Raw genomic sequence first — 17,300 nt, forward strand, 5'->3', positions numbered from 1 at the left:
TAAATATTAACCAGATAGATACCATAAAAGCCTGTTTGTCTAAACGGGCTTTTAGTTTTTTAGCAAATCATCGGTAAAGTGCCGGTCTCCCTTTTCTTGTGAAAATTTCTTTTCATTGTATTGTGCTGAAGCGTTTTTGGGGATAGATAAGCTGCTCCATTCCTCTTCTTTTAGCAGCTTGGCAGCATACACTATTTGGCCCACATGATAAGCATAGTGCGCTACTTGTCTATTTATAGCCTCTAGTATAGTATGCCCATCGTTGCGTATGTATATGGTTTTAGATAAGTCTTTGTCTGATATGCTATCTAAAGCATTGAATAAACATTGCCAACCTTCATTCCATTTGCTGAGCAGTTCTTCTCTTGTTTGAATGTCGTTTTCAAACTCTGCATCGCGTTGACGCCATTCCTTTTCTCCGTCTGTAGTAAGAAAGTCTGTCCAGCGACTCAACATATTTCCCCAAAGGTGTTTAGCAATAGTGGCTATACTATTGCTGTTTTCATTAGGTTGTAAGAACAGCTTGTTATCTGGTAGTTGCGCCATAGACTTTTCTCCAAGTTGCTTGTAGTAGGTGAATTGCTGTTTGGTGCTTTTTAGATAGTCAAGTGTTGTTTCCATTACATATTGTTTTGGTCGTTATCAAATGTAGTTACGGGGCTAAACTCCATAAATCGCTCCGGGTTGTTTATAGGTATAAATCCATATTGAGCATAAAGGGCTTGTGCATCAAGTGTGGCTAACATTATTTTGCGTAGGGCTTTCACCCAATCTAAGCCTAACATTAATTCTATCATCACTTTGCTTAATCCTTTTTTACGATGCTCTTCTACAATATAAACATCCGCTAAATAAGCAAAGGTAGTATAGTCTGTTATTAGCCTGCCAAAGCCAACTTGCTCTTCGTTGAAAAGTATATTAATACAAAATGAGTTTTCTACAGCACCTTTGATAACATCAAAGGCAATATCTTTTTTCCAGTACGACTCTTTAGACAGCCATTTGTGGATGGCTACAATATCTGCTTTTGCTTTGTCTGAGGTTATAAGGTAGTCGTTGTATTTGTGATTAATTTGTTGCATTGTTTTTTAAGCGTTGTGCCTTATATCCTCTATTGACCAGATATACTCCTGATACTATGCTTACAAATGCCAACCAAGTATACCAAGTCAACTTCTCATCCAGTATAAGATATCCCAATAGAACGGCTACTAGAGGATTGATATATGCATAGCTAGTTACAAAGCCTACAGGAAGTTTCTTTAAAGCATACATGTAGGCAGTGTATGCTATTATAGAGCCTACTACCACTAGATATCCCATAGATAGTAGTGCGTCTTTTTGAAATGGTTGAAAGTCTGTATAGCTATCAACAAGAGGGCTGAGTAGAACAAGAAACAGACCTCCAAATCCTATTTGGACACCAGAGTTAAATATGGGGTTAATGATATCAACCTTTTTTCTATTGAGGATACTACCCAAAGCCCAAAATGCTGTAGCAAAGTAAATACTCACCATGCCAAACAGATAAGCGGGGTTGGCAAGATCTGCAATATTGTCTTTGAAGATCAAGACAACACCACCAAATGCCAGTAACATGCCGAGTACTATTGTAAGGCTTAGCTTTTCTTCTTTTGATGCAATTAGGTTGATAATAACAGCATTCATTGGCATCATGGTGCATATCAGAGCGGCTACACCACTTGGTATTACCTTTTCTGCATAAGATACCGTGCCATTACCTATGGTGATAAGTAAAAAGCCAATAAGCATATTATGAAAAAGAGTAGACTTGGTCAGGTCTGCTCTTTTGTACCAAGCTAGCCCAATGCCCAACATAAGTAAGCCCGATACTACTTGGCGTATCCCTGCAAATAGAAAAGCAGGGTAGTGTGATACCCCTACTCGAATAGCAAGGTATGTAGTGCCCCAAGCTATACAGATAACGAAATAAGCAATGTATGCTTTTGTTTTGTCGCCCATGATAATTGCTACGCAAATATCATGTATTTATATATTAGTTGATGCTATTTTTCTTTGTTCTTTATACTAGTGTTTTTTCTACGTTTTTCCTTTGGTTTAACAACAACCCACTCCTCTAGCACTACATTGAATGGCATCTTGCCAATGGTAACAATAGCCCTCTTGTCCCTTATTTCGGTAAGTGTGCCTACTTGGTGATTGTTTTTATTCCGTATCAGGTCGCCAACTTTGGGCTGTCCTCCCACTAGAGCATAGTTTTTATCTGCTTTTTTAGCTGCAGATTCATTGGCTTTAATGACCTTCTTTTTAAATAGAACTTTCTCTGCAGCATCAATCACTTCTTGTTTGTTCTCTGCCTTTTTCCAGTCATGTATTATTTGCTTGAACTTGCGCTCCATGTCTCTCAAGTAGTCTAGTTCTTCTTTCTTGATCTTGTTTTGAAGCTTTAATGTGTCATGGTGTTGCTCTAGTCTTTCCTTATCTATTAGTTCCTCAAACTCCTCTTTTAGTTCTTTGTTCTTTTTGAGTTGCTGGTCAAGCTGTTGTTCCTTTTTAGTTAGTCTTACGGCTTGTTGTTCCGTTTTTAGTAGCATCTTATCCAGTTTAAAATGCCCTCTATCGGTCAGTTGTCTGGCTCTGTCAATGATATGTTTAGGTAGTCTGCTTCTTTGAGCAATGGCAAAAGTGTAAGAGCTACCTGGTTTGCCTACTTCTAGTTTATAAAGTGGTTCTAGTTTGTCTTCATCAAACATCATAGCACCATTGATGATACCTGGTACTTTCCCAGCCATTACCTTTAGGTTTAAGTAGTGTGTAGTGATGATGCCAATAGCATGTTTTTTGGCCATTTCTTCCACTATGGCCTCAGCAAATGCACCTCCAAGATTTGGGTCAGATCCACTCCCTAATTCATCAATAAAGAAAAGCGTTTTACCTGTGGCAAAGTCCATAAAGTATTTCATGTCTCTAAGGTGGGCGCTGTAGGTGCTTAATTCATTTTCTATGGATTGTGTATCCCCTATATGGATCATTATTTGCTTGAAAACACCTATTTGAGAATGACTGTCTACAGGAATTAACATGCCGGACTGTGCCATGATCTGAAGAAGACCAACTGTCTTCATCGAAACTGTTTTACCTCCGGCATTCGGTCCGCTTATCATAAGTATGCGTTTGTTCCTGTCGAGGCTTATGTTTAGAGGTATGGTTTCTTTTCCTTGTGTTTTATTGTGTAGATAAAGTAATGGGTGTCTAGCATTACTTAAGTTGATGACAGGGTGCGGGCTAAGTTGTGGCATATCAGCTCCTAAATCTTCGGCAAACAATGCTTTAGCCCTTATAAAATCGTAAATACCACAAATATGATAGTAGCCAGTAAGCTGTGGATGAAAAACAGATACAGCTGCTGTTGTCTCTGCTAATATTCTTTGTATCTCCCTTGCTTCCGCTCTTTCTAAAGAGAAAATCTCATTGTTAAGTTCAATGGTGCTTTCAGGTTCAATAAAAACAGTTCTTTGAGAATCGCTCTCTCCATGCAAGATGCCTTTTACTATACGCTTGTGTTCAGCCTGTATGGCTACTACACGTCTCCCGTTTAAAAAACCTTCGGAAATATCTGCCAAATAACCTTGCTTGTTCAGTTTTCTTAAGATGCCTTCATATACTTTTCTGAGATGAGCACGTTTGGTAGACAGGTTGGCTCTTATCTGCATCAATTCGCGAGATGCGTTGTCTCTTACTGCCCCTGTATCATCAATTACAGCGGTTATTAATTCCGCTATCTCTTTTTCATAGATGATATTGGCAACTATAGCACGTAGGTAATCATAAAATGGTTCTTGTTTTCTAAACCATACCAGTATATCTCTAGTGTTTAGTGCCAGTTTTTGAAATTGAAGAAGTTGTTCTCCTGTCAAAGAAGCTCTTGGGATAGAAAGTAGTTTAAGTTCACTTTCAATATTTCTAGTGAAATCATTAGGAAAACGCTCTCCTTGGTTAAGGGTAGATTTAAACTCCTTTACTTCATGCAGCTCTTTTTCTATGTACTCCAGTTTAGTGTGAAATCGAATCTGCTCTACAGATTTTTTTGCACTATCAGTTCTGCACTTTTCTTTTAAAAGAGTACATATTTTATTAAATTCTAAAGCTTCGAGAGCCTGAGCAGGATACAGTAACATCATCTTTTATTCCTATCAAGATCACAAAGTTACTATAACATAGTGTTATGATAGTCTAAATCAATATTTCCGTTATATTGCATATTCAGCTTATGAATAATTACCAGCAGCTCATATCCCGTTTAGATGCTTTTACAAGGAAGTATTACACCAATCAGTTGGTTAGAGGGGGGCTTGTGTTTTTGATAAGTTTGCTCTTGTTTGTCCTTACTGTGTCTATTGGGGAGTATTATCTCTATATGCCTGTTTGGCTTAAAATGACGTTACTCTCGTTTTTCATTATTGCGGGTAGCACTGCCTTAATAGTATGGGTAGTATTGCCACTTATTAAGATGTATAGGTTGGGTAAGGTTATTAGCCATGAAAAAGCGGCTGTTATCATTGGCGCTCATTTTCCTGAAGTGAGTGATAAGCTGCTGAATATCCTACAACTAAAGAATGAGTCGGTTACTCAATCCAGTAAGGATCTTATAGAAGCAAGTATAGACCAGAAAGCAGCACAGATAGCTGTGGTACCTATTGGGTCGGCTATAGATATTTCTAAGAATAAAAGATACCTACCTTATTTATTACCATTGATATTAATAGGTGTGTTTATTTTGGTGGCAGCGCCGAGTATATTCAGAGATGCTTCGGAAAGGTTATTGCACCCCACAACCGAATTTGCCAAGCCTGCACCATTCCGTTTTGTTTTAGCAGATAATACGTTGCAGGTAGTAAGAAATACTGATTACTTATTGGAGGTAACGACCGAAGGGGATGTAGCACCTGAAATGATGTTTTTGGACATTGATGGAGAGCGAGTGCCTATGTCAAAAGAGAAGGGTGTTTTTAGCTATACATTCAGGAATGTATCAGCGCCTCAAACCTTCAACCTCTATGCTGGAGGCTTTTATTCTACAGTGTATGACTTGAAGGTGGTACAAAAACCTCTTCTTAAATCATTTACCGTTAGTTTAGACTATCCTAGCTATACAGGTAAGCAAGATGAGGTAAGAAATAGTCTTGGTGATATATCTGTGCCTGAGGGAACAGTTGTGACTTGGGACATTGCTACAGAATTTACTGATGAAGTGAGCATGCAATTTGGAGCAGAAGAAATAGTGAAGTTGCAAGAAAGTGGTGGTAGATATAATAACAGCGCTCGTTTCTTGAAAGACAGCACATATGCTCTTGTCCTCAAAAATAATAACTCGTCATTGGTTGATACTTATAAGTATACCGTAACTGTAGTGAAGGATCAACACCCTGTTGTGCAGCTTCAAGAGTTCAAAGACTCGATATCTGGCACACAAATAGTGATGAAAGGGACGGCAGGGGATGACTATGCAATTAGCAAGGTGCTGTTCAATTATGAAGTAGCTGACGCTCAAAATAAACAGCTAAATAAAAAGAGTATTCCTTTAAATATTTCGAAAGGTGCTTTAACTTCTTATCAGCATTACTTTGATATTAAAACACTAGACCTGCAGCCCGGACAAAAAGTAAGCTACTATATAGAAGCGTGGGATAATGATCAGATAAATGGTAGTAAGGCTACAAGAAGTGATGCAAGAACATTTAAAATGTTTAATGCAAAAGAAATTGATTCTGCAATTAATGAGCATGCTAAGCAAATAAATTCGGACCTAAGTAGTAGCTCTGAGCAAAGTGAAGCATTAAAGCAAGAGTATAAGGAGCTGCAAAATAAGCTATTGCAAAACAACTCCATGGGTTGGGAGATGCAGCAGTCGATGAAGAATTTGATGAAGATGCAACAGCAGTTGCAAAGCAGAATGGATGCTGTAAAAAAACGTTTTGAGGAGCAAGTAGAACAGAGTAAACAAAAACAATACAGTGAGGATCTTAGGAATAAGCAAGAGCAATTAGAAAAACAAATGGATAATCTGCTCGATAAAGAGTTGAAGGAGCAGATGAAGAAGTTGGAAGACCTGATGAAGAAGCTGAACAAGGAGAATGCTGTTCAGTCTATGCAAGAGTTGGAGCAGGAGAATAAGCTTTTCGATATGGATCTGGAGCGTATGCAGGAATTGATGAAGCAGATGGAAATGCAAATGAGGCTGGAGGATATGGCCAATAAGGTTGATGAATTAGCGGCTAAAGAATTAGCCTTAAAAGAGAAAACAGATAATGCCAAGGATGAGGAAGCCTTGAAGACCCTTACAGAAGAGCAAAAGAAAATTGAAAAAGATGTAGAAGATGTGTTGAAGGAAGATATGAAGGAAGCAAAGGAGTTAAATGAGCAGCTAGAAAAACAACAACAGTTAGAAACACCTACAGAGCAAGGTGAGCAGGCGCAAGAAGAGATGAAGAGTAGTGAGCAAGAGCTAAATAAAAGTGAAAAGTCTAAAGCGTCAAAATCGCAAAGCAAAGCAGCGGAAAACCTGAAAAAAATGGCGTCTACCCTTCGCCAGCAAGCATCGGGTATGGATATAGAGCAGATAGAAGTAGATATAAAGGCGGTACGTCAAGTGTTATCCAATTTAATGCGTCTGTCTTTCAAGCAAGAGCAGTTGATGGAGCAGGTTAGATCTACTCAAGTTATCAGTAAGCAGTACGTTGCTAACAAGCAAGAACAGAAAAAACTACATACAAATTCCCTGATGATAAGAGATAGCCTTTTTGCACTTAGTAAAAGAATTGAGTTTTTATCAGCGGCTATTAATAGAGAGACCACTTCTTTGGAAAAGAACATGAATCGTTCGGTTGCATTGTTGGAAGATAGGGATGTGAGCAAAGCTGTTAGTAGGCAACAATATGTAATGACCCATGTAAACAATTTGGCCTTGATGTTGAATGAGACCCTGTCTAACCTAATGCAAATGCAAAGTCAGGCATCTCAAGGTAGTTCAGGCAGCTGTAAGAAGCCTGGAGGTAAAACGCCAAAACCTGGAATGGGTAAGCAGCTAAGCGATGTAATTACTAAACAAAAAGACCTCGGTAATGCAATGCAGCAAATGCAACAAGCTAAGCAAAAAGGGAAGGGAGGTCAACAAGGTCAGTCTGGTAGTCCTAAGTCTGGTCAGCAAGGAGAGCAGGGTGAGGAAGGTAATAGTGAAAAAGAAGGAATGACTGCGGAAAAATTGGCAAGGTTGGCACAACAGCAATCAGCTATACGTAAGCAGCTACAAGAGTTGAATATGCTACTTAATAGTAACGGGATGGGGGCAGAGGTTAATGAACTTCGCGAATTAGAAAAGCAAATGGATAGAACAGAGGCAGAATTGGTCAATAAAAGACTAACTGCTCAGTTGCTAATGAGACAGAAAGAAATATTATCTAGGTTACTAAAAGTAGAAGAGTCAGTAAGAGAGCAGGAGCAAGATGATAAGCGCTCTTCAAAGTCTGCAGAGAAGCAGGCAAGACCTGTTCCTGATGATTTAAAGCAATATATAGATAAGAGCAAAAGTATTCTGGAAGAGTATAAAGTAGCGCCTCCACAACTCAAGCCATATTATAAATCTATGGTAGAAGAATACTATAAAATACTAGGTACATAATATAATATATTTTTCTACTTTTTATAGTAAATCGCATTAAAAAAGTTTAATATCTGTCTTGTTTTTTGCCACAGTTATGTAACTAATTGTTAAAGTATTCATTATCACAATGTTATTACAAACCTATATATAGCTCTTCTCGTCTATATATAGGTAAAGAGGGTTTACCGTGTTTTCACCTATTGTAGTAGGCAAAAAATATGCTTAACTTTCATAATGTAATTAGTTCTTAACTTAAATCAGAGTACCTATGATATTTTCACGAACTTATCAGTACAACTCTTCTATGCGGATAGAAGACATTAAAAACCGATTGCTAGGTAAACATGTAAAAGTGCATAACCTAGATTTTGAAGTATCGGAGAACGACAAAGTTTTAAAGATCATTCCTCATGCAGAGAGTGTTACTGATATCAAGACTTTGCCAATTACTCACGTTAGGTTTAAAGGAGAGGGAGGCAAAACCAAAATTGTAGTAAAGTCTAAAATGCGCAAAATAGACTCTGGAGGGCCTACATTAATAATGATTTTCTGTTTATTCTTAATTGTAGCAGCCGCAATAGCTTTTTTTGCTAATCCTCAAGGCAACATCACAATTGCATATACACTAGGTGGTATTGGAGTAGCAGTTTTTGCTCTTTTTTGGTTAAGAATGGAAAGAGGATATTTTGACTATGTAAGAAAGATCAGAGATTTTATAAAAACGCAAAGTGCATAACGGAGAGAAATGTATATAAAACAATAAAAAAGCACATAGATTTATTCACTATGTGCTTTTTCATTTATGCGAAGTATTGTCTTATTGAATGTATTGTTTTAAGGAGTCAATAGGGGTGTCTCCATTAAATATCCTGATCAGTTTTCTGTTCTTATCGTATATGTTTATTTGTGGTAAAGACTGATACCGGAATGTCTGATTTACAAAATCAGCGCTATCGACACCTACCTTCAAACTAGGGTATTGAGGGTATTTTGTTGTATTCTTAAAAAAGTCCATGTATGACGCCACATCTTTGGATGCCATTAATAAAACATGACTTTTATCGATCAGGTGTATATTTTTTTCTAGCGTAAAAGTTTCTTCATGGCAATGTTCACAGGTCGGATTAAAAAGCATCACAATTAGGTTGTATTTATTCTTTAGTTTCTTAGTGGTATAGACCTTGCCGTCTTGTGTTACCATACGAATTGGTGGCATTGGAGCTCCAATTTCTTTATAATTGACTTTTTTTTCAGATTTTTCCTCTTCCTTCTTTTGACCAAATGATGTGGTAACTGTGCATAGCATGCACGTAATGATTAGTAAATTGCGTAACATAGGAACGAATTTAGGTATTTACCTGTGAATATATTGCTAATATTATGACACCAGTTTCAAATATTCCGTTGGCAGAACGTATGCGCCCGCTTTCATTAGAAGATTTTATAGGGCAAGAGCACCTAGTTGGTGAAGGGAAGGTTTTAGAGCAGATGATAAAAGCGGGTAAACCTGCTTCAATTATTTTTTGGGGACCTCCAGGTGTAGGCAAAACAACCTTAGCACAAATTATAGCCAATGCTATGGAGTTGCAGTATTTTACTTTGAGTGCTATAGATAGCGGTGTAAAAGAAGTAAGGGCTGTTATTGAAACTTCAAAAAAGGTAGGTCATGCTCTATTGTTTATTGATGAGATCCATAGGTTCAATAAAGCACAACAGGATAGCTTGCTCGGAGCTGTAGAGAAAGGAATAATAACTCTAATAGGCGCTACAACTGAAAATCCGTCTTTTGAGGTCATCAGTGCATTGTTGAGTCGCTGTCAGGTTTATACCTTAAAAGCATTGACAGAAGAGCACCTGAAAAAGCTTGTGCTACAAGCTATGGAAAAAGATACATGGTTACAGGAGCAAAATGTACAAATAGAAGAGTGGGAAGCGTTGATACAATTAAGTGGAGGAGATGCAAGAAGATTATTAAACCTTTTAGAGCTTATTGTTACTTCTTTGCCAAAAGGAGTAACAAGCATAACAAATGAGAAGGTGCAAAATATAGTGCAAAGTAAAATGGCACTATATGATAAAACAGGAGAACAACATTATGATATCATATCTGCATTTATTAAATCAGTAAGAGGTAGCGACCCTAATGCCGCTGTATATTGGCTGGCACGTATGATAGAAGGAGGGGAGGATCCTAAGTTTATAGCGAGAAGGTTAGTGATATTGGCTAGTGAAGATATAGGTAATGCCAACCCCAATGCATTACTATTGGCTACAAATTGTTTTCAGGCTGTGGAGATGATAGGCTATCCTGAGTGTAGAATTATATTGTCGCAAACAACAACTTATCTTGCTACCTCGCCAAAGAGCAATGCAGCATATATGGCCATAAATAATGCTCAAAAACTAGTTCGGAAAACAGGAGATCTTTCCGTGCCGCTATCCATACGTAATGCACCTACAGGGCTAATGAAAGATATGGATTATGGTAAAGGTTACCAGTATGCGCACGACTACGACGGGAACTTTGTTGCACATGAATTTTTGCCCGATAAAATAGCAGGTACGAAGCTTTATGACCCAGGTAATAATGCTGCAGAAAATAGGCAAAGAGAGTTCTTAAAGCATAACTGGAAAGAGAAATACAGATACTAGGCTAACGAGTAGTTTGGTACTTGAATATGAGGAAGAGAACAACTGCAGCAATAGGTATCAAAAAAAAGATAGCTCGAATAGCTATAGTTTGACTACCTATCAAAGGAAGGTTTTTACTCATACCATCAAACCATTTCCAAAAGGGTGGTAGTTCAAAGTAGTTCTCAAAAACATAACCAGCTTCAGTCATTATTTCCTTAGCTCTAGCAAAATCTTCACGAGGTACTTGAAGTTTAATGCCTCCTACGGCATGTTCATATACGCGAGCCATAGTCATTGTGTGCTCATCTTTAAGAAAACAAGTAATGCCTTGATGCTCTAGATTTACCTTGTAGGGGGCAGCCTCAAATGAGCTGGAGAATGTGGCCAATGTGACGAATTCCATAACAATTGTTTAGTGACCTGCTTTGCGTTTTAAAACGCCCCCGGCTGTTTCCTTAATGGTGTGTGTAAAGACAAATGCTTTTGAGTCAATGTTGTGTACTACATTTTTTAGTTTTCTTACTTCCAAACGAGTGATGACAGTGAATACAATATCGCAATCGTTACTTACATCAAAACTCTCCTTCATAAAACCACGTTCACCTTTGTAAACAGTGATGCCTCTGCCTAGCTTTAATACAAGGCTTTCTTTTATCTCCTCACTTTTACCTGATATGATTGTTACACCAGTATATGCTTCCATACCTTCTATCACATAGTCTATCGTGCGCATGGCAATGTAGTAGGTAAGCATGGCATATAGTGCCGTTTCCCAGTCGAAGTAATAGGCTGCTAAGCAGAAAAGCACGACGTTCATCGCCAATATAACTTCTGTAATAGTAAAGCTTGTCTTTTTTAGTGTATATAGTGCCAGTACTTCTATTCCGTCAATGGCACAACCTCCGCGCATCGCTAAGCCAATCCCTAGCCCGAGGAAGAAGCCTCCAAACATGGTGTTTAGTAACTTGTCACTTGTAACTACTTCAAAAGGCACAAATTGCATTACCAGTGCTAGTCCTACAACAGCAATAGTGGTTTTTATAGCAAAGCCTTTTCCTATTTGGTAGGCGCCAATGATAATGAATGGTGCGTTGGTAATTATAAGCATCAGCCCTAGGTTCCAATGAAAGACCTCATGCATAAAAAGTGAAATACCTGTTACGCCACCATCAATAAAGTGGTTGGGTACAAGGAAACTCTTCATCGCAAATGCACTGAAGAGAATACCTAACCCTATATATAAGGTGTCTGATAAAATATAGCTGGCACTGAGCTTCTTTTCCATACTTATATTAATCTGTGATCTTAGATTTTACTAATTCTAAATGTTTGTCTTTTTTCTCTTGTCTTAAAGTGATAGCCGTTTGAGTAAAATAGTGGTGAGCCTCTAAAAATTTTACTTGAAGCTTGTTCCACTCATTTTCTGTACTTAGTATACCATATACACAAAGTTCGGCAAACAGCTTGTCGCCTATTGCAAAGAAATCTTCTCTGCCTAAATAGTCCAAATCTGCATCACAAATAATTTCTTCTAAATGGTTATGAGGTTTTTGAGGCACTTTGGTTGCCATTATCATACCGCATATTTTATCTATTTGCTTATCGGAATAGCCATATAGTGGCAAATATTGCTTAGCTATTCTGCAGGAAAGTTGTTCGTGGTCTTTGGCATTTTCAAGAAATCCGGAATCATGAAATAGGGCAGCTGTGAGTAAGAGTTTTAGGTCTTCTCCTTTTACGTTTTCGTGCTTGGCCAGTAGTTTGCATGCGTCTACAACATCTTTTACATGTTCTACGCTATGGTAAGATAGGTGCTTAGGCAGCTCTTTGCGGAGCTTGCCCAATATGAACTTCTTAACTTCTGCATATTTCATAGGCAGTATTATTTCGCTAATATATTAAAAACATTAGGCTTATGGTTTGCTTATAAAAATTTAAATGTCGAATTTGATACTTATGAAACGGTTTTTTGTTGTCTTATCACTACTGTTTTGCTGTTTTTTCTTCGAAGCTAGTGCCGAACAAAATAAAGGTCGTGTATATGCAGACTCGGTTTTGAATGAATTAGGCAAGGTGGAAGGAGATACATTAAAACTTCTGTTGTACGAGACCCTAGCAGGAGAGTTCAATGATTTGAATATGGACTCGGCACTGTTGTTTGGGCAACTGTATTTACAGCAAGCTCAGAAAATGAAATGGGTTGATTTTACTGCATATGCCTACCAGTCTATAGGATTTACTAATGCTTTGTTGACCATGTATGATACCGCACTGGCTTACTACAACAAGGCGTATAAGATATATAAGCAAAAGGGAGATTCTTTAGGACTAGCAGACGTATATCTAAATATGTCAAGAACTTATGCAGCTGACAATCAATTATCCAAAGGGTTGCTTTATGCATTTAAAACACTGAGTATCTATGAGCAGTATGATGAGTTGGCACCTAACTTGATTAGTATTTATACAGAGGTTGCAGATATGTATAGCGGTGCAGACGAGGAGGATAAAGCCATGATATACTATCGTAAGGCTCTTGTGCTAAGCGAAAAAGAGGCAGATGATTATGAAGCTGCATATTTACTGTTAAGTCTAGGTAGCCAATATCTGAAATTAGAAAAAGTGGATTCTGCATTATACTATTCCGAAAAAGCCAAGTTGCTTTTTGAAAAGATAAATAATGATTTCAATCGTGCATATGCCTTAGATAATATTGCTGAGGTCTATTTGTTGAAGGGGATGTATAAGGAGGCGCTGGCAAATTTTGAGGAATCTGGTGTCTTTTTTCGCTCCACTAATGATAGGGCAGTTATAGCGGTTAATTTATATAACATAGGTAAAGTGTATTTGCATGTAGCTGAAGATACAACGGGTTACCCTATTGATGCCAAAGTGTTTGCCAAGAATAGAAGAGGTAATTATACCGTTGCCATTAAAAAGCTAGAACAAGCCAAAGATATATACACCAAAGAGTTGAATCGTACGTTGGAGCTTGTAGATATAAATAAACTGTTGTCGGTGGCTTATGAGGGGATCGGTATGCCAAGCAGGGCACTGTCTTTATATAAAGAGTACTTAGTGATAGATGACTCAATAAAAAAACAAAATGAAAGTAAAAAGGTAGCAGAGTTGGATGCTCAAAGAAAATTGTCTTTAAAAGATAAGGAGCTGGAGCTGCAACGTTTATTGATCGTTAAGAAGAGAAATGAAAGAGGTTTTCTAGTAGGTGGTATTCTATTGCTTCTGGGAGGATTACTGATAGTTTTTAAAAGCTACAGGGAAAGGGGGAAGATAAATAAGCAGTTAGCAATAGAAAAGAACAAGTCAGAAGAATTGTTATTGAACATATTGCCTGAGGAAGTAGCTAGCGAGTTGAAAGAGAAGGGGAGTGCTGACGCAATGTATTTTGATGAGGTTACCGTTCTGTTTACAGACTTTGTGAATTTTACAGAGGCGGGTGAGCGCATGACCTCTCAAGAACTTGTAGATGAGTTGCATGCTTGCTTTAAAGCTTTTGACGAAATAGCCGAAAAATATGACATCGAAAAAATAAAGACAATAGGAGATGCTTATTTGGCTGTTTGTGGTTTGCCCACAGCTAATAAGTTACATGCAGAAAATATTGTTAAAACAGCTCAGGAGATAAGGGACTTTATGTTAAAAAGAAGAAGTGAGATAGGCAACAAGACCTTTGAGATTAGAATAGGAGTGCACACAGGTGAAGTAGTAGCAGGTATAGTAGGGGTGAAGAAGTTTGCCTATGATATATGGGGGGATACGGTTAACACTGCTGCAAGGATGGAGCATTACAGTGAGCCAGGTAAGATAAATATCTCTCAATCTACCTACGAGTTGGTTAGAGATAAGTTTGCCTGTTTATATAGAGGAGAGTTGGAAGCAAAGCACAAGGGCAAGTTGAAGATGTACTTTGTCAAAGACTAATTCCGTGACACTGCAACAATTTGGTCTGCCCAAAGATTGCCTAGTTTATGAGCTACCATCCAATTTTCTACCTTTCTAAGTTTTTTTACTGTTTCTGGTTTTAAAACAACATCAGTTTGATATGGAGGGGCTATAGCGATTAATGGTAGATATTCTGTCTTGTCAAATATGGGGTCTAAGAGCCTCTTAAGGTCCTTTTTGCTTCTTAGGTGCATAGAAGCTCCATGAATGTTGGGAATCGTCTTTTTTAGCCTTAGCAGGCTTCTTTTAAACCGTCCTTTCCACAAGCAAGCAATGGTTTCTGCCAAGCAAAATGTGTTTAGGTGAGCAGTAATTATTACACCCCCAGGTCGTAGCATCGACTGGAGTACTTTAAAGGACTTGCCGAACTGTTCATCGTTAATGTAGCTAAAGCCACCTGTTATGGAGTAAATAATATCAAAGCGCTCCCCGTTCAGTGATTCGGGTGTAAGGTCTTGGGTCATCCCTTGGTAAAGCTTCAAACTCCCGTTGTCAATAGCAGATGAGTAAGTTTCTGCTGCTTTATTGAGCATACCAGCAGAGCCGTCAATGCCTGTTACCTTGCCTTTTGAAAGTAGAAAAGGAAAGTCATTACCAGTGCCACAGTTTACGTCTAATATATTTAAGTTGCCACCTAGGTGGGGGAGTATGCTATGCTCCATATAGTCGTACAGCACTTGTTTATGTAAATAATATAGGGTGTCTTTCTGGAGCAGGGTAGCATATTTTAGCGCATACTTGTCCCAGCCGTTATCATATTGAAAGTCAGCTATATATTCAAATGGCTTAAAAAGAGGCATAAATTGAAAAGTACTAATGTTTTGCCATAAAAAAACTGTTGCAAGAGTGTCTTTTGTTCTAAAATGCTGTTTTGAGTGACTATTTTTGGGTTTCATTGTTAGAAAATACCCGCCTTAATAGTTCGGCAATTTGAAGCTTAAACCCCTGAAAACACTAGGTTTTCAAAAAAAATAAAAAATATTTTCAAATTGTTTGTCGAATTGAAATATTGCCACTACCTTTGCAGTCCCAAATTTTTAGGGATAGAAGTTATTTATAAGTATGTCACAGCGTATCAGAATTAAGCTTAAGTCTTACGACCACAACTTGGTAGATAAGTCTGCAGAGAAAATAGTAAAGACTGTACGTAACACAGGAGCAGTAGTAACTGGTCCTATTCCGTTACCAACAGAAAAGAAGATCTTCACTGTATTGCGCTCACCGCACGTTAATAAGAAAGCACGTGAGCAGTTCCAATTGTCAACGCACAAGCGTCTTTTGGATATTTATACATCTTCTTCTCGTACAGTAGATGCACTTTCTAAGCTTGACTTGCCGAGTGGTGTTGAAGTAGAGATAAAGGCGTAAGTTAATTTGGTTCTTTAAAATTAGAAAAACGGCTAATCCCGCACTTTTAAAATAAGGTTTCGGGCGCTTAGCTTAAATATATAACGATGAAAGGTATTATTGGTAAAAAAATCGGCATGACTAGCGTGTTTGATGCAAATGGCAAGCAAATAGCTTGTACTATCATCGAGGCAGGTCCATGTGTCGTTACTCAAAAGAAAACCGTAGATACCGACGGTTATAGTGCACTTCAGATTGCTTTTGGCGAAGCGAAAGAGAAAAACACGCCTAAAGCACTTCTAAATCATTTTGCGAAAGCAAATACATCTCCCAAATCTATAGTTAAGGAAATCCGCAATTGCTCTATTGAAAGAGAAGTTGGCGACGAAATTACATGCGAAATCTTCGAAGAAGGTGAGCTTGTTAATGTTGTTGGTACTTCTAAGGGTAAGGGTTTTCAAGGTGTTGTAAAGCGTCATGGCTTTGCCGGTGTTGGTGAATCTTCACACGGCCAGCATGACCGTTCTCGTGCGCCAGGTTCTATAGGTGGTTCGTCTTACCCAAGCCGTGTATTCAAAGGTATGCGTATGGCAGGACGTATGGGTGGCGATCGCGTAAAAGTGAAAGCGCTTAAAGTAATGAAGGTATTCCCTGAAAAGAACTACATCCTAATTACGGGTTCGGTTCCAGGGCATAATGGTTCAATTGTTTTAATTCAGAATAAGTTTTAGTCATGCAAGTTGACGTATTAAATAATAAAGGCGAGAAAACAGGTCGTAGTGTAGATCTACCGGACGAGATATTTAATATCGAGCCTAATGATCACTGTATCTATCTAGCGGTAAAGCAGTATTTAGCTGCTCAACGTCAAGGTACGCACAAGACTAAAACTCGTGCAGAGGTTCAAGGTTCTACTAAGAAACTTCACCGTCAAAAAGGTACTGGTGGTTCTCGTAAGGGTAACATCCGTAACCCATTATATAAAGGTGGTGGTGTTGTTAACGGTCCTGTTCCTCACGATTATAGCTTCAAGTTAAACCGTAAGGTGAAGGATTTGGCAAAAATGTCTGCACTTACTTACAAAGCTCGTGAAAACAAGCTTTTCATAGTAGAAGACATCAAAATGGATGCTCCTAAGACGAAAGACTTCGTGGCAATGATGAATAGCATTCAGCCAAACAACCCTAAATCTCTATTCGTTATACCTGAGGTTGACGAAAATCTAATATTAAGCAGCCGTAACGTAGACAGAAACAAAACTGTTGTGCTAAGCGACGTTAATACCTACGACCTGACAAATGCTCAAGTCTTAGTATTCACAGAAAGTGCTGCTAATATGTTCAACGAGATCGTTGCAGAGACAGAAGAAGCATAAAATAAATAAGAATAATCATTTCGTAACTCGAAATATATAGATAATGAAACCAGCAGATGTTTTGGTTAAGCCAGTAATAACCGAGAAAGTAAACCTTCAGATGGAAGAAGAAGGTCGTTATACTTTCGTGGTAGACAAAAAGGCTAACAAATTAGAGATAAAAAAAGCTGTTGAAGAGTTTTACGGTGTGCAAGTGACTAATGTGAATACTATAGTTGTACCAGGTAAAAGTAAAACACGCTTTACGAAAGCAGGATTTATTGATGGTGTTAAATCTTCTTATAAAAAAGCAATTGTAACTCTTGCAGAAGGCGAAACGATTGATTTGTTTGTATAAGA

Annotated in this window: 17 protein-coding genes; 8 read left to right on the forward strand and 9 right to left on the reverse strand. The window is 38.1% G+C overall.

Annotated elements, in window-relative coordinates; translation table 11 throughout:
• Positions 1–51: 51 nt before the first annotated feature.
• From R2800_01410 to R2800_01425, 4 genes are read right to left on the reverse strand one after another with little or no spacing between them, the layout of a single operon-like run.
• A complete protein-coding gene (locus R2800_01410) occupies positions 52–621 on the reverse strand; it encodes a DUF1572 family protein (GenBank protein ID MEZ5015682.1) in 570 nt (189 codons plus the stop codon).
• Positions 621–1,082: a GNAT family N-acetyltransferase gene (locus tag R2800_01415; protein MEZ5015683.1), complete on the reverse strand. Its 462-nt coding sequence runs from the start codon at positions 1,080–1,082 to the stop codon at positions 621–623. Before R2800_01415 ends, R2800_01410 begins: the two co-directional genes overlap by 1 nt.
• A complete protein-coding gene (locus R2800_01420; GenBank protein MEZ5015684.1) occupies positions 1,069–1,983 on the reverse strand; it encodes an EamA family transporter in 915 nt (304 codons plus the stop codon). The genes R2800_01415 and R2800_01420 overlap by 14 nt, the downstream gene beginning before the upstream one ends.
• A gap of 44 nt (positions 1,984–2,027) precedes the next feature.
• Positions 2,028–4,163: a DNA mismatch repair protein MutS gene (locus tag R2800_01425; GenBank protein ID MEZ5015685.1), complete on the reverse strand. Its 2,136-nt coding sequence runs from the start codon at positions 4,161–4,163 to the stop codon at positions 2,028–2,030.
• Positions 4,164–4,252: 89 nt separating this feature from the next.
• On the opposite strand from R2800_01425, the gene R2800_01430 reads away from it, so the two are divergent.
• Both R2800_01430 and R2800_01435 read left to right on the forward strand, forming a co-directional pair.
• On the forward strand, positions 4,253–7,660 hold the full coding sequence (locus tag R2800_01430; protein ID MEZ5015686.1) for a DUF4175 family protein: 3,408 nt from the start codon (positions 4,253–4,255) through the stop codon (positions 7,658–7,660).
• Between the two features lie 250 nt (positions 7,661–7,910).
• A complete protein-coding gene (locus R2800_01435; protein ID MEZ5015687.1) occupies positions 7,911–8,378 on the forward strand; it encodes a hypothetical protein in 468 nt (155 codons plus the stop codon).
• Positions 8,379–8,459: 81 nt separating this feature from the next.
• Here the strand turns inward: R2800_01435 and R2800_01440 are convergent, their stop codons facing one another.
• The gene (locus R2800_01440; GenBank protein ID MEZ5015688.1) at positions 8,460–8,978 is read right to left on the reverse strand and encodes a hypothetical protein; all 519 of its coding nucleotides are present in this window, start codon (positions 8,976–8,978) and stop codon (positions 8,460–8,462) included.
• Between the two features lie 44 nt (positions 8,979–9,022).
• Here R2800_01440 and R2800_01445 point away from each other — a divergent pair, with 44 nt between their 5' ends.
• Positions 9,023–10,294 carry a replication-associated recombination protein A gene (locus R2800_01445; GenBank protein ID MEZ5015689.1) on the forward strand — a complete coding sequence of 424 codons (1,272 nt, stop codon included), beginning with the start codon at positions 9,023–9,025 and terminating at the stop codon, positions 10,292–10,294.
• A gap of 1 nt (position 10,295) precedes the next feature.
• On the opposite strand, the gene R2800_01450 is transcribed toward R2800_01445, so the two are convergent.
• Genes R2800_01450 through R2800_01460 form a run of 3 tightly spaced genes read right to left on the reverse strand, consistent with a single transcriptional unit; the run spans position 10,296 to position 12,150 of the window.
• A complete protein-coding gene (locus tag R2800_01450; GenBank protein MEZ5015690.1) occupies positions 10,296–10,679 on the reverse strand; it encodes a DUF2007 domain-containing protein in 384 nt (127 codons plus the stop codon).
• A 9-nt stretch (positions 10,680–10,688) separates the two neighbouring features.
• The gene (locus R2800_01455) at positions 10,689–11,561 is read right to left on the reverse strand and encodes a YitT family protein (GenBank protein MEZ5015691.1); all 873 of its coding nucleotides are present in this window, start codon (positions 11,559–11,561) and stop codon (positions 10,689–10,691) included.
• Between the two features lie 7 nt (positions 11,562–11,568).
• The gene (locus R2800_01460) at positions 11,569–12,150 is read right to left on the reverse strand and encodes a phosphohydrolase (protein ID MEZ5015692.1); all 582 of its coding nucleotides are present in this window, start codon (positions 12,148–12,150) and stop codon (positions 11,569–11,571) included.
• An 82-nt stretch (positions 12,151–12,232) separates the two neighbouring features.
• Here R2800_01460 and R2800_01465 point away from each other — a divergent pair, with 82 nt between their 5' ends.
• A complete protein-coding gene (locus R2800_01465; GenBank protein ID MEZ5015693.1) occupies positions 12,233–14,218 on the forward strand; it encodes an adenylate/guanylate cyclase domain-containing protein in 1,986 nt (661 codons plus the stop codon).
• Here R2800_01465 and R2800_01470 read toward each other — a convergent pair.
• The gene (locus R2800_01470) at positions 14,215–15,135 is read right to left on the reverse strand and encodes a class I SAM-dependent methyltransferase (GenBank protein ID MEZ5015694.1); all 921 of its coding nucleotides are present in this window, start codon (positions 15,133–15,135) and stop codon (positions 14,215–14,217) included. The genes R2800_01465 and R2800_01470 overlap by 4 nt on opposite strands.
• A 166-nt stretch (positions 15,136–15,301) precedes the next feature.
• Here R2800_01470 and rpsJ point away from each other — a divergent pair, with 166 nt between their 5' ends.
• The 4 genes from rpsJ to rplW all read left to right on the forward strand — a co-directional run bounded on the left by rpsJ (position 15,302) and on the right by rplW (position 17,298).
• On the forward strand, positions 15,302–15,607 hold the full coding sequence (gene rpsJ / locus R2800_01475) for a 30S ribosomal protein S10 (protein ID MEZ5015695.1): 306 nt from the start codon (positions 15,302–15,304) through the stop codon (positions 15,605–15,607).
• 86 nt (positions 15,608–15,693) lie between these two features.
• Positions 15,694–16,317 carry a 50S ribosomal protein L3 gene (gene rplC, locus R2800_01480; protein MEZ5015696.1) on the forward strand — a complete coding sequence of 208 codons (624 nt, stop codon included), beginning with the start codon at positions 15,694–15,696 and terminating at the stop codon, positions 16,315–16,317.
• 2 nt (positions 16,318–16,319) lie between these two features.
• Complete coding sequence (gene rplD / locus R2800_01485; GenBank protein MEZ5015697.1) at positions 16,320–16,961, forward strand: 50S ribosomal protein L4; 642 nt, start codon at positions 16,320–16,322, stop codon at positions 16,959–16,961.
• A gap of 43 nt (positions 16,962–17,004) precedes the next feature.
• Entirely contained in the window at positions 17,005–17,298 is a 294-nt protein-coding gene (gene rplW / locus R2800_01490; protein ID MEZ5015698.1) for a 50S ribosomal protein L23, read from the forward strand.
• Positions 17,299–17,300 lie beyond the last annotated feature (2 nt).

It is taken from the genome of Flavipsychrobacter sp., assembly GCA_041392855.1.
GTDB lineage: Bacteria > Bacteroidota > Bacteroidia > Chitinophagales > Chitinophagaceae > UBA5543.